The following is a 23,820-nucleotide window of genomic DNA, read 5'->3' as shown; positions in this document are numbered from 1 at the left end:
TCAAAATTGTCAAGCCTGTTTTTACATATTTTTGTAACTATTCAGCCATACGGCCGGAAAATAATAGAGCCTGCAGCAAGCTTGCTTGCAAAAGGCCTATTGTTTCCGGACATATGGCGTTTAGCCATAAGCGAAGATTTAGCTGCGTTAGCAGCGGAAAAGCGGCGTAAGCCGCAAATCTGAGCTGTATGGCTGAATCGTTACATATTTGTGGTAAAATAAATTCATACTAAAATGGTAAAATCAAACAGGAGGACAACGATCATGCGAAATATACGGGGGCTGGAACGATTAGAACGTTTTCTGTTTTGTACAGGACTTTTCATGGGTGCAAGCGAAATCTGGAAACAGTGGACACTCACATTCGTCCTTGGCGGCGGTCATTACAACTGGTGGTATTTTCCGTTCCAGCTTTGCTCCGTCCCGATGTACCTCCTTTTATTGTTTCCTGTGTTCCATGCCTCCCACGTCAAAAGGATTTTTTGTACCTTCTTGATGGATATTGGCCTGCTCAGTGGAATCGGCGCATTTCTTGACACAAGCGGAATGCACTATCCTCTCCCGTTTCTCACCTGTCACTCTTATCTGTGGCATATCCTACTCATCACCATTGGGATCATCTGCGGTTTTTCAGGAATTTCCGACTACACGTGGAGAGGATTCCGTCTGATGGCAGTGCTCTTTGCCGCCCTTTGCGGCGCGGCTACCATACTCAATCTCATTATTGGGCGCATTCATACCATCGACCTCTTTTATATCAGCCCTTACTATCCAATGTCACAGATCATTATTTCAGATTTGACGGCCGCCCTTCCGAATCCTCTGCGGATTCTCTGTTATCTTGCGGTCATTCTTCTGGGAGGGGCTCTGCTCCACCTGTTCTGGCAGTATCTCTTCCTTATCAGAACCCGGAAAAAATAGGAAACTCTTCCTCTTTTTTATTGACTTTATAATTAGTTGATGCTAACTTATGTATAGTTAGATATTGCTAACTGTACTATATTTTAAGGAAAGAAGGAGATACAAATGATTTGTAACTGGTTAAAAAATGAAAAAACACTTTGTTTTCTTGGCGGAGCCGTAGCTGCCTTTGCAAGCATGAAACTGGCAAGAAGCGAGAAAACACGTACCATATGTGTCAAAGGACTGGCAAAAGGTATGAAATTACAGCAAGACGCAAAAGTAACGCTTCAGAATATGAAAGAAGAGGCACAGGATATCTGCTACGACGCAAAACAGGAGGCAAACGGCGCCGAATCCTGTGACGAGGCATAAGGATGAACTACCAGATCATTCACGACCGGCCGGGACGGGTTCGAGTACGCTTCGGTCCAAATTCTTTTAACCGTGAGGAGGGCTATGGCATCGCCGCCCTTCTCACGCAAAAGGCAGACGCCATCCAGGCAGAAACTTTCCCGATCAACGGCAGTGTCCTCATCTACTATCCGAAAAGTGGGCGCAGAAAAATCCTGATGACACTGGATCACATCTGTACTCTTCCTACGCTTCCAAAAGGGAAGCCTGACGATAGTGTTAAGCTTCGTGAAGCCTCCAATGAATTTCAGGATCAGCTCATCGCACATGTGGGACGACATTTTCTAAGAAAACTTCTGTTTCCGGCTCCTGTACGGACTGCCCTGATTCTGTTTCGGGCAGCACGCTACATCAAAGATGGCTTGGAAGCTCTTCTGGACGGGCATCTCAATGTGGCAGTCCTGGACGCCGCCTCCATTGGTACCTCTCTTATACAGCGGTCCTACTCCACGGCTGCTTCTATTATGATGCTCCTTGGAGTTTCTGAACTTTTGGAGGACTACACGAGAAAGAAGACACGGCTTGCCCTTTCCCAGAGTCTGGCGCTGAACATCGACCGTGTCTGGCTTGTAAAAGACGGGCAGGAAAAATCTGTCCCGATCTCCACCATCCAGCCGGGGGATGAGATCTGTGTCCGTAGCGGCTCCGTAATTCCTCTGGACGGAGAAGTGACAAACGGAGAAGCCATGGTCAATGAATCTTCCATGACAGGCGAGCCTCTGGCCGTTCTGCGATCGGTGGACAGCAGCGTCTATGCCGGAACAGTTGTAGAGGAGGGAACCCTCTGTATCCGGGTACGGACACTGGTCAACGATACGAGGCTTACAAAAATCGCCTCCATGATTGACACCTCCGAGACACTCAAAGCCAGCGTACAGTCCCATGCGGAGCGGCTGGCGGATCGGATCGTTCCATTCAGCCTTCTGAGCTCTCTTGTGACTTTAGCCGTCACAAGAAACCCGGTCAAAGCCTCCTCCGTCCTAATGGTGGATTATTCCTGTGCCTTGAAGCTTTCTACCCCGATCTGCGTGATCTCTGCGATGCATGAGGCGGCGAACCACAATATGATGGTAAAAGGAGGGAAGTTTTTAGAAACATTCTCTCGTACGGATACCATTGTCTTTGACAAGACCGGCACTCTCACAGATGCCTGTCCGCAGGTAGCCAAAGTCATTCCGATGGAAGGATACGAGCGTCAGGAGATCCTGCGCATTGCCGCCTGTCTGGAAGAGCACTTCCCTCATAGCATGGCAAAGGCTATCGTCCGGCAGGCCGAACTTGAACATCTTGCTCACCGTGAAGAACATGCTGAAGTAAAATATGTGGTAGCCCATGGCATCGCTTCCACACTCTACGGGGAACAGGTTCTAATCGGGAGCGCGCATTTTGTCTTTGACGATGAGCAGATTCCTCTCAGCGAATCCGAGCAAAAGATCATCGATACCGAGACGAACGGCTACTCCACGATCTTTCTCGCCATCGGAAACAAGCTTGCAGGAATCATCTGCATAGAAGATCCGGTACGCCCGGAAGCGAGAGAAGTCATTCAAGCGCTAAAAGACCTTGGGATCCGCCATGTGATGATGTTGACCGGGGACAGCGAACATGCCGCCATTGCCGCCTGCCGCCTCCTGGGGATTACGGAATATCGCTCTCAAGTACTTCCGGAGGATAAAGCTTCTATTATTCAGGAGCTGAAAGCAAAAGGACACACCGTCGTTATGACAGGTGATGGAATCAACGATTCACCGGCACTTTCCGCTGCGGATGCTTCCGTGGCCATGAAAGACGGATCAGATATCGCCAGGGAAGTCGCGGACATCGCCCTGCTCTCCAAAGATCTCCACCGTCTCGTCATTTTGCGGCGACTCAGTATGGCGCTGATGAGCCGGATTCACCAAAACTACCGGTTCATTCTGGGCTTTAACACCAGTCTGATCGCCGGAGGAATCCTGGGACTTTTGGGTCCTGCCTCCTCCGCCCTCTTACATAATCTGTCTACCATGGCAGTCAGTATTTACAGTATGAAGCCATTTCTGCCAAACGAACCGGAAAGGGAATAATAACAGATACGTAACTACAATGCGCTATACTCGGGGCAACGCATTTTGCCCCGAGCAGGCGCAGAATAAAGTAAAAAATAACCATTTGAAAAAAATTGATTAATTCTGTAAAAAGTATTTGCAAAAAAAACAATTATATGATATAGTATCTTTTGTCAAGCGGATATGGCGGAATAGGCAGACGCGCTAGATTCAGGTTCTAGTCCTCGCGAGGGGGTACAGGTTCAAGTCCTGCTATCCGCATAGATGAAAAGGAACGATTATCATCGTTCCTTTTTTTGTGTTGAGGGAAGATTAGAATCCAAGCCTACCCGGATCCTTGGTGGCCACCTGTAATCTTGGAATATGTCTTTTGGGATTTCAGTTACCCCTGTCCTCAGACAAATGAATCAAACATAATCTTTCATCTGATTAAAAAAAGACCCCCCTGCAAAGTTCTGTCCATCCTAGGGTACTGAATTCTGCAAGAGTGATCTCTTTCCGTTTCATTTTTCTATTTTAGTTTGCAAAATCTGGACTTCCTTCAAACAAAGCTTACGCTCCGACCTTTCCAAGTCCCATTTCCTGTCCGATATTGAGAATATGGTCTCCGATTCGTTCAAAGTCCGTCAACATTTCGGAGTAGAGAATACTAACCTCCTCGTCCTGCCTGCCCTGCTGCATACGGTCGATCTGTCCCTGGCGGAACATCTCGGTCATGTCGTCGATCTGCTGTTCTGCTTTCTCGATGCGTTTCACGAGCTCCTTATCTCCCTTCTCAATATCACTTAAGATATTCAATGCGCTCAGACTCGCCTCTTTCATCTGCCGGATCTCATCCATCTCTGTCTGCGAAAAAGAGATCCCTTTTTCTCCCATCATTTGCGTGTACTCGCAAAGATTCGTCGCATGATCCCCGATCCGTTCCAGATTGCCGCATACTTTAAACAGGGCGCTCATATATTTCGCGTCTTTACGGTTCGTCTCATTGACAATGACCTTGGAGATATATTTACATATCTCTTTGTTGAGAAAATCAATATACTCCTCTTTCTCATCCACTTTCTTCAGCAGCTCAGAGGAACTCTCCAGCACTGCGTCGAAACTCAGGCTTACGTTCTCCTTTGTCATCTGAAGCATTCTGCCTACCTCTTTGCGCACTCCTGTCAGAACAATGGCGGATGTACCGATATGGTTCTCTCTCTTTGTATCCACCGGACGAATGAACTCCAGATGCATCCCTTCCAGTGTCTCTTCCTTCTTGTCCGGGAGCACCCGTTCCGCAAACGATGCAAGATAGTTTCCAAATGGAATCAGAAGAACCGTAGTAACAATATTAAATAATGTATGCATATTGGCGATCTGGGCTGCCACGTTGGTTGGCGTCCAGCTTTCCACTAGAGCGGTCAGCGGCGTCAGGATACAGACGGTCGTAAAGATCACCGTCCCGATCATATTGAATGTCAGATGGATGATCGTCGTCCGCTTTGCGTTCCTGCTTGTTCCGATAGACGCCAGTACCGCCGTGATACAGGTTCCGATATTCTGTCCGAAAAGGACAAACACCGCACTTGGAAGTCCGATCAATCCATTGGACGCAAGAGCCTGCAAAATACCGACGGACGCGGAAGAAGACTGAATAATCGCTGTAAATACCGCACCAGCCAGAATTCCAAGCACCGGATTGGAGAACTTCGTCATCAGACCTACAAACGCTTCTGAATCACGAAGCGGCATCATCGATGAACTCATCATCTCCATACCGAGAAAAAGTACGCCAAGTCCCGCTACAATCAGCCCATAATTATGTACTTTCGGACTCTTTAGAAAGATAATCAGCGCTACTCCGATAAACGCAATCAACGGAGCGATCGCCCCGATATCAAGAGCAATCAGCTGTCCCGTAATTGTCGTACCGATATTGGCTCCCATAATGATCCACACTGCCTGCCTGAGTGTCATCATTCCTGAATTTACAAACCCTACCACCATAACTGTGGTCGCTGAAGATGACTGAATCACAGCCGTAACCCCCGCACCTACAAGAACTCCTAAAAAGCGGTTAGCAGTCAGTCTCTCCAGAATCCGTTTCATCTTGTTTCCGGCCGCTGCCTCAAGTCCGGAGCTCATCATTTGCATTCCGTAAAGAAATAAAGCAAGTCCCCCCAGCAGGCCAAAAAAGTCTGTCAACTTCATGTTCTCTTTTCCTCCATAAAAAAGAATTTTCCTCTTTGATTTTACAAAATGCTAACTTATTTTTAACATTCTATTTATATATTTACTAGAAAAAGCGGAATTACGCAATAGGTATCCCAACAATTAACACGATTTTACATGAATTTTACATTGATTTTACATTTCTTTTCGACAAAAAAGCCGGAAAATCTCTTTTCCGGCCCCCATGTTACCATATTTCCATAATTTCAATGTCATCTTGGTTCTTCGGATTCAGATAAAGATCTAAGGATCCTATCCATGGACTGCTCTGATAGCTTCCGATCTCACTTTTTTTCAGATCTTTCAAAATCATATCACGAAGTTCCATCACTTCCTTCATCTCGTCTCTATCTTCATCCGAATCTGGATAATCAAATCCGACCGCTGCATCGTGCTGCCAAAACTTCGGCTTGACTTTCTTCTTATTATACTGGATACGGTACCTGACTGTGTTTTCCGGTATGGAATCATCCCAGTTAAGGTTCAGATAACGGGTTCCATAGCCCAAATAGAATCTGATGTCCTCTCCCTCAGACAAATATGCCAGCTCTTCTTCTCCTTCCATGGTGGCCATCTCAGTCTCCCCTACGATACGCTCTCCTACATAGTCAAGTGAAAAAAACTCCATAAGTCCAATGCCTGCGCCGATTCCACTGATCAGAACACCAACCACAAAAATCAGCGCCAGCAGTTTTCTCTTCTCCCGCATCTACTCCACCTCCTCTGCCTCTACCGGGACAGTCTCTTTTCTTGGCACCCGTTTCCGATACTTCTTCCTAAGGCCAAAGGTCAGGATTCCAAGAGCGCCTCCTGACATGGCGGCACCAAAGCAGAAGAGCTCAGCTCCCAGAAGCGGATACCCTCCAAACACCAAAATCAGCAAGATACCAAAGCCGAACAAGCAGCATGCCGCCAGTCCAATCAGCAAACAGGTGATCAGAATCCAGGTAAGATTCCAGATCAGAATACAGAAATTCCAGGCAATCCGTTTACTCGTATCCCAGAAATATCGCTCCCCTCTCACCGCCCTGGCTTTCTTCTTTTGAAGCACGCCCTCCTGCGTCGTTCCCCGGAATGCCCTCCATCCTCTTCTCATTGCCTCCCACATATGATGGATGGAGTCTTTCATCCCAGCAAGCCAGCCTCCGATCTTTCCGGCCAGCTTCTTACTCCCCTCGGATACACTCTCCATATCCGGCTTGCGGATTGTGATGCCTTTCCTGCGCTCCTCAAATCGCGGATCCACATGGTAAGCCTCCAATATATCCGCCGCCAGCTCTCCAATATTGCCAAAATCCCGAATCGCTTCCTCTTCGCTTAATCCGCTCTTCATCTTCAGGTCAATGTGCTGAGCGTACTCATCGAGAATGTCCTGCTGTTCCTTATCATCCAGAACCCTCAGATGACTCTCCAGTTCTTTTAAAAACCCTTCTTTATTCATGCTTTCCCTCCTTTAAGAAGCGGCAGACCCGCTCCTGAAATTCATTCCACTCTGCTTCCAACTGATCCCCATACAGGATCCCGGCCGCAGTCAGATGATAATACTTCCTGGGCGGTCCTTCTGTGGACTCCCTCAGGTATGTCTCAAAGTAGTGCTCGTTTGTCAATCGCTTCAGGAGCGGATAGATGGTCCCCTCATTGACGTCGATCACCTTAGATACTTCTGTCACAAGCTCATATCCGTACATATCCCGGTCTCGGACCGATTTCAGGACGATCAGCTCCAGAACTCCTTTTTTAAACTGTGGATTCATCTCATCCCCCCTTTGTTATTATACTATACCCACTACTATACATTGTCAAGTACCAAAAATATTATAATAGCGGACGGCATACGCCGTCCGCTATGTTTCTGAATGAAAAAAAAACTATTCCTGCTCTTTTTCCGTCTGTTTCAGATTGTCCTTGTCAAAATCAAGCACATTTGGCAACTCGGAAGAAACGAGATAGACGTTCTGCTTTTCCTTGTCTGTCAGATAGTAATCCGAGTCAGCTCCATCTCCGATATAGAGCGTTCCTGTGTCTCCATTCTCCCCTGTCACTATGATGGTATAGGATGCTTCATTCAGTCCGTAGCTCTCAAGTGGATCCGGATCTTTGATCTGCTTTTCGGCCTTTACATCAGATACCGTATCTGCGATATCCTGGATTGTATCCTGCACAAGGGCTGTTTCCTTATCGTTTTTCAGATACCAGGTGCCGTCCTCCTTGACAAAGGACATACTGCTTCCATCATCGGCACTGTAGGTGATTTCCACCGGGTTCTTAATATCCAGGACCTGTATCGTCTTCTCTTTTTCTTTCTGATCCTCTTTTTTTGCCTGTGATTTATTGTAGCTTTTCAGTCCGAAATACACACCGCACAGAGCAAGCAGAATCACTACGAGTATGATCAGACCTTTTTTCTGTCTCATTTTTATCCACCTATGCCTTTCTGCGTTTCATCCAGATGACAAATCCACCGATCAGCACGACCGCAGGCACACCGAAAATAAGCGCTGTACTGATGGAACCCGCATGCTGCACTGTGTTCATCTCAACTGACAAACTCTTAGGGTCAATGGAGAGATTTTCCACATCGTCAAAATTGTTCAATACCATGTTTACAAAAAGTCTCTTATTGTCCAGATTGGAAAAATAATCTGTAATCTGGGAATTGATCATACTCTCCGAAGCAATCACTGTCAGCTTTGCCTCTCCCTCTTCGGCTACTGCGGCAAGCGTGTATTCGCCCTGAGTCTGTTCATTCTCCGTAACCGCGTACCCATCCGGGGATGTTGTCATCACTTCATCCACTGTCAACGTATCTCCGAGATCCTCCTTGACCGTAAAGCCTGCGGAATTTACAAGAAGTACCATATTGTTTTCCAGTCCGTCACCAAGGTCTCCGGATGCCGAGATTTCCGGGAAAATATAGTAGTAATTACCCTGATAGTTTCTCTGCGTATCCGCAATGTATCCTTTCGTCTTTGTCATGCCATACTGATCCATCACCGCGTCCAGATTCGGCGTATCTGACATAGCGTCTCCCATGACATAGATCACTTTGCCTCCTCCTGAAAGGTATTCAAGAAGCATCGTCTTTTCCTGCTCCGAGAAGTCTCCGGACGGAGCATCGATGAGAAGCAGGTCACAATCTGCCGGCATCTCTTTCACCATCAAAAGATTGAGCTCTTCCGTTGTCACACTGGATCCTTCGAGTTCATCTGTCATTTCTGTGGACAGTGTTGTCTCTCCATGTCCTGTTGTATAGTACAACTTTTTGCTTACATCTGTCGTCACCTGGTTAATGGCGCTTGTAAGCTGGCCGTCCGCGTCAAATTCCGATTCGGACGTGGAACCTGACGTATAGTAGGAACTGTAATCTTGTACAATAATATCGCTAAACGGTACTGTTACCGACTTTCCCGTATCCTCGCAAGACACAACGATCGAGCTTGACTGTGCGTCTTTGTTCTCCTGAAGTGCCTGCGGATGGTCTACCGGATTAATCCATTCTACACCAATCTGATCCGTAAGAGCCGTATAGCGGTCTAAAAATGTCTTAATCCGCTCATCCGTGGTAGATTTGTCTGCATAAACTGTAAACTTGATCTTATGTCCCAGATTTTTCAAAAGTTTTTTCGACGTCTTGGACACTCCGTAAATATTCTTATTGCTGACATCCACCTGTTTCCATTTCTCCGGAAGCTGGCCCACAATGAGATTAACAACCACTGCGATTACTATCACGACCGCGATCATACCCACACTGTAAAATCCATGGCGGGTTTGCACACTCCGGAATTTTTTCAGTAATTTCTTCATGTCTCCCCCTCCTAACTGAATCTTCTTTTCTGTATGGACTGTACGGTCAGGAATAAAAATACCCCGATCAATGTCAGATACATCACAATCCCTCCGATATCCAGCAAACTGTTCTCCGCCGCACTGGTAAAGGTAGAGACAAGCGCGAATTTCCCAAAAATTGTCGAAAGGAGACCTTCATAGAGGGAAGATTTCACAAAATAAAGCACCACCAGGATGATGGTTCCGATCAGTTCCAGACCACCTGCAAGCACGCCGTTTTTCGTCATGTTGTAGATGAACAAAACGCAAAGTGTCAGAATCATCCAGATACCCGCCATGCCGCCAAACGCGGAAGACGGCAGGAATCCCAGCAGTCCGTCCCACAAATATACAACCATCAATACCCCAAAAGTACCGATCGCCGCAATAATCTGGCTCTCCGTCATGGCGGAGATGAAGCTTCCGATGGCAATGTATACACACCCAAGAAGGAAGAACACCAGAATGGACGCGTAGTCCGCCTTAAAATACGCCTTCCCCTGTGTACTGATAATCAGCGGATAAGCACAGAACAACATACATGGGATAAGAAAGACACTCACCATTGCAAGATATTTCCCGATCACCATCTTCCCTACGCTCACAGGAGACGTCAAAAGGAGCTGATCCGTCCGGCTTCTACGCTCCTCGGAAAAACTCCGCATCGTGAGCACCGGAATCGCCACCAGAAATACGAACATGACCCCCTCCAAAGAATAAGAGAAATACGGATATCCGCTGTGCAGATTATAAGCCATGAAATAGATTCCCGTCATAAACGTTAAAAAGGCGATAAAAATACTCCCCGTCATGGAATAAAAATAGGATTTGAATTCCCGTTTATAAATTGCCAGCATGTGGACGTCCTCCTTCCTGGGTCAGCCGGAGGAAGATATCCTCCAACGTGTGTTGTTTTTTGTACATGGAAATCAAAGAACAGTCCTCTCGCGCGAACGCTTGGAAAACCTCTTCCCGGATATCCGTATCTTCATCCGTCTCAATTACGGCTTTTGTGATTCCAGGATCTCCGGATAAGTACGTCACCTTCTGTATTCCGGAAATCCCTGACAAAATCTCTTCCGTGCGCTCCGGCAAAAGCCTTGTCTCTATTTCTACAGGTTCATTCCCCGCAAACTGTCTTTCCAGATTCTCCGGTGTGTCGCTGGCCACAAGTTTTCCCTGAGAGATGATGATAATGTAGTCACATACCTCCCGGATTTCCGCAAGAATATGGGAGCTCAAAATGACCGTGTGATCTTTTGCGAGCTCCCTGATGAGTTCTCTGATCTCTATAATCTGCTTTGGATCCAGTCCGACGGTCGGTTCATCCAGGATAATCGTTTCCGGAAATCCCAGGACTGCCTGTGCCAATCCTACTCTCTGGCGGTATCCTTTGGACAGATTTTTAATCAGCCTCTCCCGGACATCGTAGATCTTCACCATCTTCATAATCTTTTTGACTTCCGCCTTTCTGCTGTTCCTTGCCACCTTCTTTAGTTCTGCCGCAAACATCAGATACTCTTCTACCTTCATTTCCATGTAAAGCGGCGGCATCTCGGGCAGATATCCCACCGACTTTTTGGCAAGCTCCGGTTCTTTTAAAATATCATGGCCGTCAATCAGAACCTCCCCTTCGGTGGCGCCAAGATACCCGGTCATAATATTCATGGTCGTAGATTTACCCGCCCCATTCGGTCCGAGCAGGCCGTAAATATGCCCCTTTTCTATCCGGAAGTTCAGATGGTCTACCGCAGTGTGACTGCCGTATTTCTTCACTAATCCCTTAACTTCGATCAATGTACTTCCCTCCTCTGTTTTAGTCTATGCACCACCTTAACAGGAAATTGTGACCATTCTGTGCAAAAAATGTGATAAAAAAAGAAACTCTCGTCTTGTCACGGTTTTCGGATTATAATATAGTAGATGCAGCAAGAGCATTTATAAGGAGGAAACAAATGGAATACGCAAAAGAACTTCAGATGGATTCACAGGAAGCTGCTGTCAGAATGGAGGAGGGACGGCTCTATCTTCCGTCCGACGAAGAGATTATGAAAAAACAGTTTGACTGTCTGGAAAAGCTCTATGATTACAACCAGACCAGACCCCATGACCAAAAGCTCCGGGCTTCCATGTTAAAAGACATGTTTGCCAAGCTGGGGGAAGGGTGCTACATTGAACCGCCTCTTCGATCTAACTGGGGCGGATACCACACTCACTTCGGAGATCATGTCTATGCCAACTTCAACCTGACTTTGGTAGATGACGGACATATTTATGTGGGAAGCAAGACAATGATCGGACCGAATGTCACCATTGCTACCGCCGGACATCCCATCGAGCCAAACCTCCGGTATTTAGAGATGCAGTTTAATATGGATGTCCATATCGGGACGAATGTCTGGATTGGTGCGGGGGCTGTCATTTTACCGGGCGTTACCATTGGGGACAATACTGTCATTGGCGCCGGAAGCATCGTGACCAAGGATATCCCTTCCAATGTTGTTGCCGTGGGGAATCCGTGCCGGGTGCTCCGTGAAGTCAGCGAACACGATCGGGAGTACTATTACCGGAACCGCAGGATCGATCTTCCGATTCCTGACGTTCTTCCTGATAAATCAAATGCTCCGCTGTAATCAACGGGGCATCGGACTTGTAACTCGAAAAAGCAGTAAAAAGCTTTGTGCGATTGGTAATTTTCCTGTCCGCACAAAGCTCTTTCTATCATGGCTGTAAGCCAAAATCTAATCTCCAGATTCCATCCCATGTTCCTGTGGGCGCTCAAAGTCCAGATCAATCTCCCGTACTTCCTGTCTCGTTGGGATGGAGTCGGCCGCCCCCTCTCTTGTGACCGCTATAGCCGCCGCCCTGGTGGCAACCATCAGGCACTCCCGCACATCCATCCCCGAAACAAGGGAAGCGAGAAAGTATCCGGTAAAAGTATCCCCTGCTCCCGTTGTATTCTTCACGGGCACATGCAGGCTGTCCTGATAAAACCGTCTCTGTGCGTCCTGATAGACACAACCGTCCCCGCCCAGCGTCATCACAATGCCTGCTTTCGGATATCTTGTAATCATCTCGTCAAGGATGTCAGAGAGATCTTCCTTTCCTGTCATCTGTGCTCCCTCAATCTCATTTACGAGGAAAAGATTGACTTTGGAAAGGTCACAGGAATCGATCTGGGTATTATATGGAGATGGGTTCAGCACGATCCGCATCTTCCTTTTCGCTGCTGCCTCAATGACATAATCCACCAGATTAATCTCATTTTGCAGAAGCACAATGTCGTCCTCCCCAAAATCCGCCAACACTTCATCGATATAATTTTTTGAAAATTTCCGGTTGGCGCCGCCATAGAGCAGGATACTGTTCTGGCCTGTCTCATCTACCTGGATAATGGTATGACCGGACGGTCCCGCCACTTTCCATATATAATGGGTGTGAATGTTTTCCTGACGGCAGAGATTCACGAGCATCTCTCCGTCCTCACCGATCATCCCGGCATGGTGGACGTCCATCCCCGCCCTTGCAAGTGCGATAGACTGATTCAGTCCTTTACCGCCACAGAAGATTTTTCGCTCTTTCGTGTCCTGAGTCTCTCCGGGCTCCACAATATGATCCACCGAGTATGTGTAATCCAGATTCAGCGAGCCAAAATTGATGATCCTCATCTGTACATCCTCCTTTTATTCCTCAATTTTCAAAATCTCCCTGTCATAGGTCCACAGTCCGTTGACCTCTTCTTCAATATCGGAAAGCTGGGTGTATACTGCCGCGCACAGACCTTTCCGCTCCAGTTCCCGGACCTCTTCCCAAATGTTCTCATAGGCATGACGCAGCTTTTTACGCCCGGTATAGATCCGGTATCCGTATACTTTCGGACACATACTGTGTCCCTTTTCTCTCATGGAAAAACCGCCAAACTCCGAAAGCACCGAGGCACGTTCCTTCTCAGGCTTTACCCCGAGGCGAAAGAAATAGTTGTGCGTACTTCTCACATCCCCGCATCTTTGGTCAAACCATCCGCTTGCCGCATCCACCAGTCTTGTAGGATCAAGCTGTTTCAGTTCTTTCGTAAGCCTTACTGTGTCAAACTGCCCCCATCCTTCATTAAATAAAGTCCAGAGAATGATGGATGGATGCCCGTAGAGCGTGCGGACTGTCCTTCGCATTTCATGTTCAAACTCCCTGCGCCCCCTCTCCCGTTTCCGGGAAAGCAGACGTCTTACCCGGTCCGTGACTGGAAGATGCCAAATACTCATAGCGGTAGCCCCATAAGTCACATACCAGTGATGGTAAGTCTCCCCACCGTTTACCATATCCTGCCAGACGAGTATTCCCAATCGGTCACAGTGGTAATACCAACGCTGTGGTTCGATCTTGCAGTGCTTTCGCAGCATATTGTATCCTAAACGCTTTGCCTCCCGGATATCAAAGATCATCGCCTCGTCAGACGGCGCTGTATAAAGACCATCTGGCCAGTATCCCTGGTCAAGAAGTCCTTTCTGAAACAAGACTTCGTGGTTCAGACAGATTCTCGGAACTCCTTTTTTATCATGCTCTACCGTGACACATCGCATGGCAAAATAGCTTTTCACTTTATCTTTTCCCATCCGTACCTCGAACCGGTACAAATACGGATCCCATGGAGTCCAGCTTCTGCGTGCCCGCAGACGAATCCGCACTTTCTCATTCGTACGGGCTTCGCAGACCCGCTCTTCCAAAATGATCTTAACCCTTTTGCAGACATTGGCAAACACTGTAATCTCCACTTCCCCAGTATCGTAAAGGGACGTACATTTGATCTCCCGGATATAATTGTGCGGCACCGCCTCCATCCAGACAGTCTGCCAGATTCCGCTCTGCGGGGTGTAAAACATACCGCCTTTTTTGATTTTCTGTTTTCCTTTTGCATGCCATGCCTGATCTGAGAGATCCCGAACCCGCACGCAAAGATCATTCATCCCGCTTCCAAGATACGGCGTCGCATCTACAGAAAAAGGAAGATAGCCTCCCTTGTGGCACCCGGCCCGATGTCCGTTTACATATACGACACACATCTGATCCACCGCCCCGAAATGAATCAGGACTCGTTCCCCGGAAACGGCCGGATTCTTAAAAGTACGGTGATACCAGAGCGTCTCCTTTGGTCCAAGTCTTCTGTTCACTCCGGAAAGCGGACTCTCCGGTGAAAACGGGACAAGGATCTGTCCCTCATAAGAAGCGGGCGGGCGTCTTTTCATCTCCTTACAAATCCGGTAGTCCCAGTATCCGTTTAAGTTCACATAGCTTTTCCGCCGCATCATCGGCCGCGGATACTCTGAAAGGACATGCTCCGGATCCAATTCCTTCCCCCATCTCGTATAAAGCGTTTTCATTTTCCCTGATCTCCTTTCAGACTCTGTTCCATCTTCAGAAGATACTGGTATAACCTCTCCAGCTCCTCCTCGTCGAACGACTTCCACCAGATTTCATCTCCCTTTTCAAAGATATGCTGTACCTGCACAGCTTTTTTTCTTCCTTCTTCCGTCAGACTAATCAGACAGGACCGTCTGCATTCCGGGTCAATTTGCTTGGAAAGCAGACCCGCCGCCACCAGACGATCCACCGTACGGGAAATCGTCGTAACATCGACAAAACAACAATCCGCAAGTTCTCTTTGTGTCATAGTACCATATTTTCTGAGAGAATTCAAAATTCTTGGCTGGCCTTGCCCCACCGTCAGTCCAATTTCCTGAAAATACGGCCTCAGCGCTGCCCGCCGCAATGTATTGACCTGAAACCATAATTCTCTGATCTTACATTTATCCATATTCCTCTACTCCAGTTCAAACTGCCCTGTATAAAGCTGATAATACCGTCCTCTTTGTTCCAGAAGTTCCTCGTGGTCTCCCCGCTCGATGATTTCTCCTTTTTCCAGCACCATGATAGCCTTGGAGTTGCGTACCGTGGAAAGCCGGTGGGCGATGACAAAGACAGTTCGACCCTCCATAATAGCATCCATCCCTTTCTCGATCAGCCGTTCAGTCCGAGTATCGATGGAACTTGTCGCCTCATCCAGAACAAGCACCGGAGGCTTTGCGGCAGCGGCTCTTGCGATCGCCAGGAGCTGCCGCTGTCCCTGGGAAAGGTTGCTGCCATCCCCATAAAGCATGGTCTCATACCCCAGCGGAAGTTTACGGATAAAAGAATCCGCATTAGCGATCCGCGCGGCCTCCGTCACCTCTTCATCCGTGACATCCAGATTTCCGTAACGAATGTTGTCCGCAATCGTCCCTGTAAACAGATGGGTGTCCTGAATGACCATGGCAAGAGATCGCCGCAGGTCATCCTTTCGGATATGCCGGATATCGATTCCGTCATAGGTAATTGTACCGCTCTCAATTTCGTAAAACCGGTTAATCAGATTGACGATCGTCGTCTTTCCCGCCCCGGTGGACCCTACAAAAGCAATCTTTTGTCCCGGCTTTGCATAGAGAGAAATCCCGTTTAGGATAGTCTTCCCTTTCACATAAGAAAATACTACATTTTCAAACCGCACATCCCCTGTCAGAGGAGTCAGCACTGTCCGTCCATCCCTTTGTTCCTTCCAGGCATAAATTCCCGTTTTCTCTTCACACTCTGTCAAGATCCCATTCTCCTCTTTGACATTGGAAAGCGTGACCATTCCCTCGTCGATCTCCGGCTCTTCTTCCATCATCTGGAAAATCCGTTCCGCACCGGAGAGGGCCGCCAGAAGGAAGTTCACCTGCTGTGTAAACTGGTTCATCGGCATGGCGCTTTGCCGCACATACACCAGATAGGAAGAAAGACTTCCGATATCCAGAAGCCCTGACAGGGCAAAGAGGCCTCCTACGCATGCGGAAACCGCGTAATTGACAAAGGAAAGGCTTACAATGGTCGGTATCATCATTCCTGCAAATGTCAGGGCGTTGGTAGATTCCCGCCGGAGAGTTTCATTCAGTTCGCAGAATTTTTTAAAATCTACTTTCTCGTGGTTGAATACTTTCTCCACCTTCTGGCCAGCCGCCATCTCTTCCACGAATCCGTTAATCTTCCCGATCTCCTCCTGCTGCCTTGTAAAATATTTTCGGCTTCTGCTGCCATTAAATTTGATGAAAGCCGCCATCAGAAGCAGGAATACTACAACAATGAGGGTCAGCCGTACACTTAACACGAGCATCATGCTGATCGTCCCCACAAGCATCAGAAAACTCTGGATCAGCATGGCGAAACTGCTGTTCATAGCCTCCTGTACCGTATCCACATCATTGGTAAAGCGGCTCATCAGTTCTCCATGAGTGTGAGCATCAAAATATTTAAGGGGCAGCTTTTGTACATGGGCAAACAAATCGTGGCGAATCTCCTTGATCACTTTCTGTGCCGTCATTACCATAAGCTGATTGTAGCCAAAAGTCGCCGCCACTCCACACAGATAAAGGATCCCCATTCCTGCCACCGCCGTCAGAAGACCTTTTACATCTCCCGGCAGGATAAACCGGTTGATGACCGGTTTCAACAGATAAGTCCCCAGAATATTAGCTCCGGTGCTGATCAGCACCAAAAGCGCCACCAGAAGGAACATCCACTTGTGTCCGCCAAGATAGTGCGTCAGATGTCTCATAGTCCGTTTTAGATCTTTTGGTTTCTTATATCCGAGATATCTCGCCATTACAACTCCGCCCCTTCCTTCTGAGATTCATAGATTTCCTGGTAAATTTTGTTCCGTGCGAGCAGCTCTTCGTGAGTTCCGATATCCGACACCCTGCCGTCATCGAGAATCAGAATCTGATCCGCATGCCGCACAGAGGAAATTCTCTGGGCGATGATGATTTTTGTCATCTCCGGCAGTTCTTCTTTGAGCATAGTTCTGATCCTTGCCTCCGTCGCCGTATCAACGGCACTGGTTGAATCATCCAGAATCAATACTTTCGGCTGTTTTAAGATGGCTCTTGCAATACAGATTCTTTGCTTCTGGCCTCCTGATACATTCACACCACCCTGTCCCATCTCTGTCTCGTAGCCGTCCGCAAGGCGGTCGATGAACTCATCCGCACAGGCAATGCGACATGCCTTTTTTATTTCCTCCATCGTAGCATCCTCCTTACCCCATCTGAGGTTTTCCAAAAGGGTACCGGAGAAAAGAGTATTCTTCTGTAAGACAACCGCAATGGCATCCCGCAAATGCTCCATCGGATACTTCCGTACCGGAATCCCGTCAATCCGTACTTCTCCTCTTGTCGCGTCATAAAGTCTTGGAATTAACTGGATCAGAGTGGATTTGGCCGACCCGGTCTGCCCAATGATCCCAAAGGTACTGCCTGCCGAAATTGTCAAAGAAATATCTGTCAGCACATCCTCCGGGGCATCTTTACGGTACCGGAAGTAAACATGGTCAAACTCGATCTCTCCACATTTGACATCATAGTCTTCTGCCTCTCGATCCGTAATATCCACTTCTTCATCAATAATTTCCAGAATCCGGCTGCCAGATGCCATAGACCTTGTCAGCGTCAAAAACACATTGGAGATCATGGACAACGAATTTAAAATCTGCATCACATAACTTAGAAACCCTGTCAGCTCTCCGACCTGCATCCCACCGGTCTGAATCATTCTGCCCCCGAACCATATGATACTTAAAATCGTCCCATACATTACAATCTGCATAGCAGGCATATTTAAAGCCGCCAGACGAAACGCCCGCTCTGACTGATTCTTCAGATTGTCGTTGACTTCCTCAAATTTTTCCGTTTCATATTCGCCTTTGACATAGGCTTTCACCACCCGGATCGCCGTCAGGTTTTCCTGGATGATCCGGTTTACCAGATCGATCGCTTTTTGCATCTTCTTATAAAGAGGCTGCACATGTCCCACAATCGTAAACAGCATGACCGCCAGAACCGGAAGTGCCACAAGAAATACCAACGCCAGCTTGGCATTTATAGAAAAGGCCACTGCTGTCGCCGCCACCAGCATCACCGGCCCCCTGCAAAATGGCCGAAGCCCCGTTGATACCGAATTCTGGATATTTGTCACGTCACTTGTCAGTCTCGTCACAATAGACGACACCCGGAAATGATCAATATTAGCAAAGGAAAAACCCTGAAGCTTTTCGTACTCTGCTTTGCGCAGTTGGGCTCCAAGCCCCTGCCCTGCAAGTGCTGAAAACCTGGAGCTTCCGATTCCCAGAAGCAGGGCCAGCACAGCACAGATCACCATCTGAAATCCTTTCATATAGATATAATGGCGGTCCTGATTCGCCACGCCAACATCAATCAGATCCGCCATAATGAGCGGCACAATGAGTTCAAACATCGACTCCGCCGCCACGCATGCGATCGCCAGGGCCGCATACTTTTTATACTTTCCCATATAAGAGAAAATTCTCCTCAGCAATGCCCGCACCTCCATTCAATAGTTGCATATACAATTATTGTATGTTCACTTATGAGAGATGTCAAGACGCTCACAATAATAGAAACACGTTTTCAAGCGAACCCGGGGTATTGCTCTAGGCCTATTGAGTTGGCATATTGGACTGGGCTTATCTGGCTGCATCCCCCTTTTGCTTATATGCCACATACAGTAAAAGTGCCAACAAAAGGATTGTAACGATAACAATTGAATAGCGTTCAAAGACCGCTGTGATCTGATACCAGGAGCTCCCGGCCTTCTTTCCAAGACTAAGCAAAAGAAGATTCCAGACACTGCTTCCGATCACCGTGCGAATGAGGAAACCTGCAAGGGGCATCCTTGTCATTCCGGCCGGAATGGAAATCAGACTTCGTATGACAGGCACACATCTGCCAATCAGTACGGCTGTATTTTCATGTTTATCAAACCAGTTTAGTGTTTTTTTGAGATCTTCTGCTTTGAATCCGATTTTCTGAATCCATCGTTTAGACAGAATACGCTCCAGACGTTCAAGCGGAATGAGCCGTCCCGCCAGATACAAAAGCATTGCCCCCGCTGTGGAGCCTGCCGTCGCCGCAATCACCATTCCTGTCAGGGTCAGGCTTGTATGCTCAGTCATAAAGCCTCCGAAAGTCAGCACCACCTCCGATGGAATAGGCGGAAAGATGCTCTCAATCGTAAGAAGCAGAAACATTCCCGGATACCCGAACCGGGAGAGAAGCCTCAGCAGTTGTAATTCCATTTTTTCTTTTCCTTTTCGATTTCTCTATGACACTGTATCGCTTTTTCCACCTCTTTATGCATCACCGTCCCCTGTTTTCCACATCCGTATACAAAATCTACATGCTCACTGCTCTTCTTTTCAACTTGTTCAAAAATCTTGCACAAAAACATCCACCGTATTAATCCTGAAATTGGCTTTATTCCTAATAAGTCTGCAATTTTTTTCATTTATTTGCACAAAAAATATGGAAAGAATTCGGATATAATTGTATAATAATTGCAGAGCAAAAGAAAAGGGAGGACTCACAATGAAGCAAAACAGTATGTTAGCAATGATTTTAGCTGGTGGGAGAGGGTCACGTCTGCATGACCTGACTACAAAAGTAGCAAAGCCTGCCGTATCATATGGCGGAAAATACCGTATCATCGATTTCCCTTTGAGCAACTGTGCAAACAGCGGCATTGATACGGTTGGGGTTCTGACTCAGTACGAATCCATCCTTCTGAACAGCTACGTTGCGGCAGGCCGCCGTTGGGGACTTGACGCAAAGAACAGCGGGGTCTATGTACTTCCGCCTCGTGAAAAAGCCGATGCCAATCTGGATGTTTACAGAGGAACCGCGGACGCCATTACACAAAACATCGATTTCATCGACACCTTTGCTCCGGAATACCTTCTCGTACTTTCCGGAGATCATATTTACAAAATGAATTATGCAAAAATGCTCGCTTACCACAACGACTGTAATGCGGATGCAACCATCGCGGTCATTGAAGTACCATTAAAAGAAGCCAGCCGGTTTGGTATTATGAATACGCAGGATGACGGACGCATCTACGAATTTGAGGAAAAACCGGAGCATCCGAAGAGCACTCTGGCATCCATGGGTATCTACATCTTCAACTGGAAGCTGTTACGGAAACTTCTGATTGCAGACGCAAAGGATCCGGATTCCAATCACGATTTTGGTAAGGACATCATTCCTCAGCTCCTTGCGGATGACAAGCGTCTGTTCGCTTACAAATTCAAAGGATACTGGAAAGACGTTGGAACTATCGACTCCCTTTGGGAGGCAAACATGGATCTGCTCAACGCAAACAATGAGCTCGATCTGAATGATGCTTCCTGGAAGATTTATACAGAAGACGCAACCACACTTCCTCACTATGTAGGACCTGACGCGGAGATTCAACGTGCCTTTATCACCCAGGGCTGTACCATCGAAGGAATCGTGAAGAATTCTGTCCTGTTCACCGGGGCTAAGATTGGCGCAGGTGCAAAAATCATAGACAGCGTCATTATGCCGGACGCCGAGATTGCGGAAGGAGCTGTTGTAACACGGGCTCTTGTAGCCGATGGTGTTAAGATCGGCAAAGATGCTGTTGTCGGAAACGCTGACAGCGAGCACATTGAATTAGTGGCGAAAAACGTAAGGGGGATTGAATAATATGAGTAGAGCATTTGGAATTGTAAACTCTGCCGGAAATCATATCTGGGTAGACGGGATGAACGATTATCGCCCGATTGGAGCCTTCTCTTTCCTCGGAAGATACCGTGTCATCGACTTCCCGATCTCAAATATGACAAACAGTGGAATCGACCATATCCACGTATACGTAAGAAGAAAACCTCGTTCCCTTGTTGAACACATGGGAACCGGACGTCATTACAATCTGAACTCCAAGAGAGGCAAGCTTCTCACTTTGTTTACTGAGTTCAGTTCAGACAACGACGTCTACAATACTGATATCGCCGCTTACCTGAACAATCTTGAGTGCATCGAGGATGCGCCATATCCATATGTAATCCTTGCTCCAAGCTATATGGTTTACTCAGAGAATTTCAGCACTCTGCTTCAGAATCATATTGATTCCGGCGCTGATATTACACTGCTCTACCATACAGTCGATACCGCAAAAGAAGAGTTCTTGAGCTGCAACATCCTGACGCTGAACAAGCAGAAGGGAGTCCTATCCATAGAGCACAATAATGGAAACGCCAAGAATCGGAACATTTTCATGGATACTTACGTGATGAAGAAAGAGCTGTTCCTTGAACTGATCGCCAAGGCAAGAAAGCTCTCCTCCGTCTATACCCTGGCACAAATCGTCAACTTTGAGTGCGACGAGCTGGATGTGCGCGGCGTATCTCATCACGGATACTTCGCTTCTATAACAGACTTTAAGAGTTTCTATCATGCGAATACAGAGCTGATTAATGCAAAGGCAGCAGCAAGCCTTTTTGATAAAAATTGGCCGATCTACACAAGGACCAATGATTCCTGTCCTACCCAGTATTTCGAGACGGCATCTGTGAAAAATTCCGTTGTCTCCAATGGCTGCCTGATTGAAGGAACAGTGGAGAATTCCGTCATTGGCCGTGGCTGCATAGTGAAGAAAGGCGCTGTCGTAAAGAACAGTGTCATCCTTCCTGGCGCTTCCATCGGCAAGAATATTACGGTAGAGAATTATGTCATTGACAAGAACGCGGACATCCGCCATGTCTCCAGTCTGACAGGAAGTCCGGATGCCCCTGGCTACATCAAGCGCGGAGATACAATCTAGCAGTCTGCTGTCAGAAAGAATTCTTTATAAGAGTAGAGTACACAAAAGAGGGGGATACAGATAAACTGCATCCCCCTCTTTTCTGTCTGATAGCAGAAAATTCTTCCCTCGTAATTCTCTCCGGTTCGTATCTCTGAATGTCTATGTATGTGATGTATCCCGTTCTTCTGCCACTCTTATAAACTTGCCATCAGAATCCCGTTCAAAGTTCAGTACAGTTTCCGTCTCCTGATCCCCTTTCTCGTAACGGACTATTACCTGTTCCTTATCCTCGCCCTTCTCCCCCGGCGTCATTTCTTTTACCTTGATGTTAAGCCCATCATTTTCTGCCTCCAAAAGGTAAACCAGTGCGGGGCCGGAAGAAAGAAAGTTCTCCAACTGCCCTTCCGCAAAATAGGTTCCCACCTCTTCTTCCACACCTTCTCCGATTACACTTGGCGTAAAAAGCAGATCCGGATTGGGCGCCGTCATCATAGTTTCAATCACTGCCTGCGCCTCTTTGCTGACCTCTCCAGCCTCGGACACATTCTCTTTCTTTTTATCTTCTTCCTTCTTTTCACTGGATTTACCGGACTCACAGGCTGTAAGAAGCAGCGACAAAATCAGTATGAGGACACATCTTACTTGGAATCGCTTCCTACGCTTCATCTCTTTCCCTCCTTCCGAAAAGCATTGTTTTGTTTGTTTCTTTTCGTAATTAAAATAGGGAAATATCCATTTTGTTGGAGAGATATTCCAAGATCTTTATCCCCCCGGCGCTGTTGCCCTTCTCATCCAGGGCCGGACCAAAAACACCGATCCCCATCCGATCCACCAAAGGTACTGCAATCCCTCCGCCTACGCCGCTCTTTGCTGGAAAACCGACTGTCATGGCAAACTCTCCTGAACCATCATACATACCGCATGTCAACATCAGTGCCCGAATCGCCTTTGCATACTGCGGCTCAATCAACTCCTCCTGGTCTTCGGGATCTGCACCGTGATTAGCAAGTACCAGACTCATATGGGCGATATCATGCGCCGTCACATCTACAGAACACATCCGGAAATAGAAGTCCAAACATTCCTCCACATCTCCCTCCAGTATCCCGGATGCCTTCAGATAATAGGCAAGTGCCCGGTTTCGATCCCCGGTCGCACGCTCGGACTCATAGACCGGGTGATTCAGTTCAATGGCATCATTATCACAGAGCTTTCTCGTAAATTCCAGAAACCGCCCAAACTTCTCATCCGCATCCTTCCCCTTAATGCAGCTTGCCACTGTAATCGCTCCTGCATTGATAAACGGGTTAAACGGCCGGGTTCTTGTCTCCAGTTTTACGATAGAGTTAAACGGATCTCCCGTCGGTTCGACTCCAACCTTTTCATGGAAAAGATGGTCTGCGCCACAGTCCCGGATCGCCAGAATCAAGGACACCAGCTTAGAAATACTCTGAATGGTAAACGGAACTCTCGTATCTCCCGCCTCCAGCACCTTCCCATCCAGATCCATAGCACAAACGCCCAGATAATACTTATTCACTTCCTTAAGCTGTGGAATATACTGCGCCGTCTTTCCCAGCTTTGTAAATGCCTTTCCATAGTGCAGGGCGTCCTTGAGAATCTCCTCTGTCAGCATTTCACTTCTCCCTCCCTTTTGCCAGTTCATACTGATAAAATTATCCATAATTATATCATCTCTGTCAAGCAGAAAGTCAGGGCGTAAAGGGAGTCAAAA

23 protein-coding genes and 1 tRNA gene are annotated in these 23,820 nt (G+C 47.4%); 7 read left to right on the top strand and 17 right to left on the bottom strand.

All coding sequences use genetic code 11. From position 1 onward, the window contains the following. Nucleotides 1-264: 264 nt before the first annotated feature. The 4 genes from AOA56_RS08985 to AOA56_RS08970 all read left to right on the top strand — a co-directional run bounded on the left by AOA56_RS08985 (nt 265) and on the right by AOA56_RS08970 (nt 3,620). Nucleotides 265-921 carry a TMEM164 family acyltransferase gene (locus AOA56_RS08985; RefSeq protein ID WP_024733591.1) on the top strand — a complete coding sequence of 219 codons (657 nt, stop codon included), beginning with the start codon at nt 265-267 and terminating at the stop codon, nt 919-921. A gap of 105 nt (nt 922-1,026) precedes the next feature. Next, nucleotides 1,027-1,275 carry a DUF1294 domain-containing protein gene (locus tag AOA56_RS08980; RefSeq protein WP_034594937.1) on the top strand — a complete coding sequence of 83 codons (249 nt, stop codon included), beginning with the start codon at nt 1,027-1,029 and terminating at the stop codon, nt 1,273-1,275. Nucleotides 1,276-1,277: 2 nt separating this feature from the next. After that, a complete protein-coding gene (locus tag AOA56_RS08975; RefSeq protein ID WP_024733593.1) occupies nt 1,278-3,377 on the top strand; it encodes a heavy metal translocating P-type ATPase in 2,100 nt (699 codons plus the stop codon). A gap of 159 nt (nt 3,378-3,536) precedes the next feature. Continuing rightward, nucleotides 3,537-3,620, top strand: a tRNA-Leu gene (locus tag AOA56_RS08970). 291 nt (nt 3,621-3,911) lie between these two features. Here the strand turns inward: AOA56_RS08970 and AOA56_RS08965 are convergent. From AOA56_RS08965 to AOA56_RS08930, 8 genes are all read right to left on the bottom strand, one after another. After that, nucleotides 3,912-5,552 carry a Na/Pi cotransporter family protein gene (locus tag AOA56_RS08965; protein WP_024733594.1) on the bottom strand — a complete coding sequence of 547 codons (1,641 nt, stop codon included), beginning with the start codon at nt 5,550-5,552 and terminating at the stop codon, nt 3,912-3,914. 208 nt (nt 5,553-5,760) lie between these two features. After that, the gene (locus tag AOA56_RS08960) at nt 5,761-6,282 is read right to left on the bottom strand and encodes a hypothetical protein (protein ID WP_024733595.1); all 522 of its coding nucleotides are present in this window, start codon (nt 6,280-6,282) and stop codon (nt 5,761-5,763) included. Continuing rightward, nucleotides 6,283-7,014 (bottom strand): DUF1700 domain-containing protein, encoded by a 732-nt coding sequence (locus tag AOA56_RS08955; RefSeq protein WP_024733596.1) that lies wholly within the window; start codon nt 7,012-7,014, stop codon nt 6,283-6,285. Further along, complete coding sequence (locus tag AOA56_RS08950) at nt 7,007-7,327, bottom strand: PadR family transcriptional regulator (protein WP_024733597.1); 321 nt, start codon at nt 7,325-7,327, stop codon at nt 7,007-7,009. The genes AOA56_RS08955 and AOA56_RS08950 overlap by 8 nt, the downstream gene beginning before the upstream one ends. A gap of 114 nt (nt 7,328-7,441) precedes the next feature. Continuing rightward, nucleotides 7,442-7,987, bottom strand: a complete 546-nt coding sequence (locus AOA56_RS08945; protein WP_024733598.1) for a DUF4340 domain-containing protein — start codon at nt 7,985-7,987, stop codon at nt 7,442-7,444. Between the two features lie 10 nt (nt 7,988-7,997). Next, nucleotides 7,998-9,380: a GldG family protein gene (locus AOA56_RS08940; protein ID WP_024733599.1), complete on the bottom strand. Its 1,383-nt coding sequence runs from the start codon at nt 9,378-9,380 to the stop codon at nt 7,998-8,000. An 11-nt stretch (nt 9,381-9,391) separates the two neighbouring features. Continuing rightward, nucleotides 9,392-10,258, bottom strand: a complete 867-nt coding sequence (locus tag AOA56_RS08935; RefSeq protein WP_024733600.1) for an ABC transporter permease subunit — start codon at nt 10,256-10,258, stop codon at nt 9,392-9,394. Continuing rightward, the gene (locus AOA56_RS08930; RefSeq protein WP_024733601.1) at nt 10,242-11,198 is read right to left on the bottom strand and encodes an ABC transporter ATP-binding protein; all 957 of its coding nucleotides are present in this window, start codon (nt 11,196-11,198) and stop codon (nt 10,242-10,244) included. Before AOA56_RS08930 ends, AOA56_RS08935 begins: the two co-directional genes overlap by 17 nt. A gap of 158 nt (nt 11,199-11,356) precedes the next feature. Between AOA56_RS08930 and AOA56_RS08925 the strand changes: the two genes are divergently transcribed. Next, the gene (locus AOA56_RS08925) at nt 11,357-12,034 is read left to right on the top strand and encodes a sugar O-acetyltransferase (protein ID WP_242843447.1); all 678 of its coding nucleotides are present in this window, start codon (nt 11,357-11,359) and stop codon (nt 12,032-12,034) included. Between the two features lie 108 nt (nt 12,035-12,142). Here the strand turns inward: AOA56_RS08925 and AOA56_RS08920 are convergent, their stop codons facing one another. From AOA56_RS08920 to AOA56_RS15875, 7 genes are all read right to left on the bottom strand, one after another. Further along, entirely contained in the window at nt 12,143-13,069 is a 927-nt protein-coding gene (locus tag AOA56_RS08920; protein WP_024733602.1) for a ribokinase, read from the bottom strand. 15 nt (nt 13,070-13,084) lie between these two features. Beyond that, nucleotides 13,085-14,776 (bottom strand): glycoside hydrolase family 2 protein, encoded by a 1,692-nt coding sequence (locus tag AOA56_RS08915; RefSeq protein WP_024733603.1) that lies wholly within the window; start codon nt 14,774-14,776, stop codon nt 13,085-13,087. Continuing rightward, entirely contained in the window at nt 14,773-15,210 is a 438-nt protein-coding gene (locus AOA56_RS08910; RefSeq protein ID WP_024733604.1) for a MarR family winged helix-turn-helix transcriptional regulator, read from the bottom strand. The genes AOA56_RS08915 and AOA56_RS08910 overlap by 4 nt, the downstream gene beginning before the upstream one ends. Nucleotides 15,211-15,216: 6 nt before the next feature. Then, entirely contained in the window at nt 15,217-17,070 is a 1,854-nt protein-coding gene (locus AOA56_RS08905; protein WP_024733605.1) for an ABC transporter ATP-binding protein, read from the bottom strand. After that, nucleotides 17,070-18,794: an ABC transporter ATP-binding protein gene (locus tag AOA56_RS08900; protein WP_465243914.1), complete on the bottom strand. Its 1,725-nt coding sequence runs from the start codon at nt 18,792-18,794 to the stop codon at nt 17,070-17,072. The genes AOA56_RS08905 and AOA56_RS08900 overlap by 1 nt, the downstream gene beginning before the upstream one ends. A 151-nt stretch (nt 18,795-18,945) precedes the next feature. After that, nucleotides 18,946-19,557 carry a DedA family protein gene (locus AOA56_RS08895; protein WP_024733607.1) on the bottom strand — a complete coding sequence of 204 codons (612 nt, stop codon included), beginning with the start codon at nt 19,555-19,557 and terminating at the stop codon, nt 18,946-18,948. Further along, on the bottom strand, nt 19,539-19,703 hold the full coding sequence (locus AOA56_RS15875) for a hypothetical protein (RefSeq protein WP_155200467.1): 165 nt from the start codon (nt 19,701-19,703) through the stop codon (nt 19,539-19,541). Before AOA56_RS15875 ends, AOA56_RS08895 begins: the two co-directional genes overlap by 19 nt. Nucleotides 19,704-19,846: 143 nt before the next feature. On the opposite strand from AOA56_RS15875, the gene AOA56_RS08890 reads away from it, so the two are divergent. Then, the gene (locus AOA56_RS08890) at nt 19,847-20,986 is read left to right on the top strand and encodes a glucose-1-phosphate adenylyltransferase (RefSeq protein WP_024733608.1); all 1,140 of its coding nucleotides are present in this window, start codon (nt 19,847-19,849) and stop codon (nt 20,984-20,986) included. A 1-nt stretch (nt 20,987) separates the two neighbouring features. After that, nucleotides 20,988-22,103, top strand: coding sequence for a glucose-1-phosphate adenylyltransferase subunit GlgD (gene glgD, locus AOA56_RS08885; protein WP_024733609.1), 1,116 nt, complete (start codon nt 20,988-20,990; stop codon nt 22,101-22,103). A gap of 141 nt (nt 22,104-22,244) precedes the next feature. On the opposite strand, the gene AOA56_RS08880 is transcribed toward glgD, so the two are convergent. Together AOA56_RS08880 and glsA are read right to left on the bottom strand one after the other, a co-directional pair. After that, complete coding sequence (locus AOA56_RS08880; RefSeq protein WP_024733610.1) at nt 22,245-22,751, bottom strand: hypothetical protein; 507 nt, start codon at nt 22,749-22,751, stop codon at nt 22,245-22,247. Between the two features lie 49 nt (nt 22,752-22,800). Next, a complete protein-coding gene (gene glsA, locus AOA56_RS08875; RefSeq protein ID WP_330376470.1) occupies nt 22,801-23,769 on the bottom strand; it encodes a glutaminase A in 969 nt (322 codons plus the stop codon). Nucleotides 23,770-23,820: the final 51 nt, after the last annotated feature.

This window comes from Sellimonas intestinalis (genome assembly GCF_001280875.1).
Classification (GTDB): Bacteria; Bacillota; Clostridia; order Lachnospirales; family Lachnospiraceae; genus Sellimonas; species Sellimonas intestinalis.
The sequence above is the reverse complement of the archived record's forward strand: the minus strand, read 5'-3'. Positions and strand labels throughout refer to the sequence as shown.

What these genes read in the sequence shown, in the direction of transcription:
- AOA56_RS08915 (WP_024733603.1), bottom strand. Translation starts at nt 14,776, where the DNA reads ATGAAAACGCTTTATACGAGATGGGGGAAGGAATTGGATCCGGAGCAT.
- AOA56_RS08910 (WP_024733604.1), bottom strand. Translation starts at nt 15,210, where the DNA reads ATGGATAAATGTAAGATCAGAGAATTATGGTTTCAGGTCAATACATTG.
- AOA56_RS08950 (WP_024733597.1), bottom strand. Translation starts at nt 7,327, where the DNA reads ATGAATCCACAGTTTAAAAAAGGAGTTCTGGAGCTGATCGTCCTGAAA.
- AOA56_RS08980 (WP_034594937.1), top strand. Translation starts at nt 1,027, where the DNA reads ATGATTTGTAACTGGTTAAAAAATGAAAAAACACTTTGTTTTCTTGGC.
- AOA56_RS08925 (WP_242843447.1), top strand. Translation starts at nt 11,357, where the DNA reads ATGGAATACGCAAAAGAACTTCAGATGGATTCACAGGAAGCTGCTGTC.
- AOA56_RS08935 (WP_024733600.1), bottom strand. Translation starts at nt 10,258, where the DNA reads ATGCTGGCAATTTATAAACGGGAATTCAAATCCTATTTTTATTCCATG.
- AOA56_RS08985 (WP_024733591.1), top strand. Translation starts at nt 265, where the DNA reads ATGCGAAATATACGGGGGCTGGAACGATTAGAACGTTTTCTGTTTTGT.
- AOA56_RS08965 (WP_024733594.1), bottom strand. Translation starts at nt 5,552, where the DNA reads ATGAAGTTGACAGACTTTTTTGGCCTGCTGGGGGGACTTGCTTTATTT.
- AOA56_RS08955 (WP_024733596.1), bottom strand. Translation starts at nt 7,014, where the DNA reads ATGAATAAAGAAGGGTTTTTAAAAGAACTGGAGAGTCATCTGAGGGTT.
- AOA56_RS08880 (WP_024733610.1), bottom strand. Translation starts at nt 22,751, where the DNA reads ATGAAGCGTAGGAAGCGATTCCAAGTAAGATGTGTCCTCATACTGATT.
- AOA56_RS08960 (WP_024733595.1), bottom strand. Translation starts at nt 6,282, where the DNA reads ATGCGGGAGAAGAGAAAACTGCTGGCGCTGATTTTTGTGGTTGGTGTT.
- AOA56_RS08890 (WP_024733608.1), top strand. Translation starts at nt 19,847, where the DNA reads ATGAAGCAAAACAGTATGTTAGCAATGATTTTAGCTGGTGGGAGAGGG.
- AOA56_RS08920 (WP_024733602.1), bottom strand. Translation starts at nt 13,069, where the DNA reads ATGAGGATCATCAATTTTGGCTCGCTGAATCTGGATTACACATACTCG.
- AOA56_RS08895 (WP_024733607.1), bottom strand. Translation starts at nt 19,557, where the DNA reads ATGGAATTACAACTGCTGAGGCTTCTCTCCCGGTTCGGGTATCCGGGA.
- AOA56_RS08940 (WP_024733599.1), bottom strand. Translation starts at nt 9,380, where the DNA reads ATGAAGAAATTACTGAAAAAATTCCGGAGTGTGCAAACCCGCCATGGA.
- glsA (WP_330376470.1), bottom strand. Translation starts at nt 23,769, where the DNA reads ATGGATAATTTTATCAGTATGAACTGGCAAAAGGGAGGGAGAAGTGAA.
- glgD (WP_024733609.1), top strand. Translation starts at nt 20,988, where the DNA reads ATGAGTAGAGCATTTGGAATTGTAAACTCTGCCGGAAATCATATCTGG.
- AOA56_RS08945 (WP_024733598.1), bottom strand. Translation starts at nt 7,987, where the DNA reads ATGAGACAGAAAAAAGGTCTGATCATACTCGTAGTGATTCTGCTTGCT.
- AOA56_RS08975 (WP_024733593.1), top strand. Translation starts at nt 1,278, where the DNA reads ATGAACTACCAGATCATTCACGACCGGCCGGGACGGGTTCGAGTACGC.
- AOA56_RS08905 (WP_024733605.1), bottom strand. Translation starts at nt 17,070, where the DNA reads ATGGCGAGATATCTCGGATATAAGAAACCAAAAGATCTAAAACGGACT.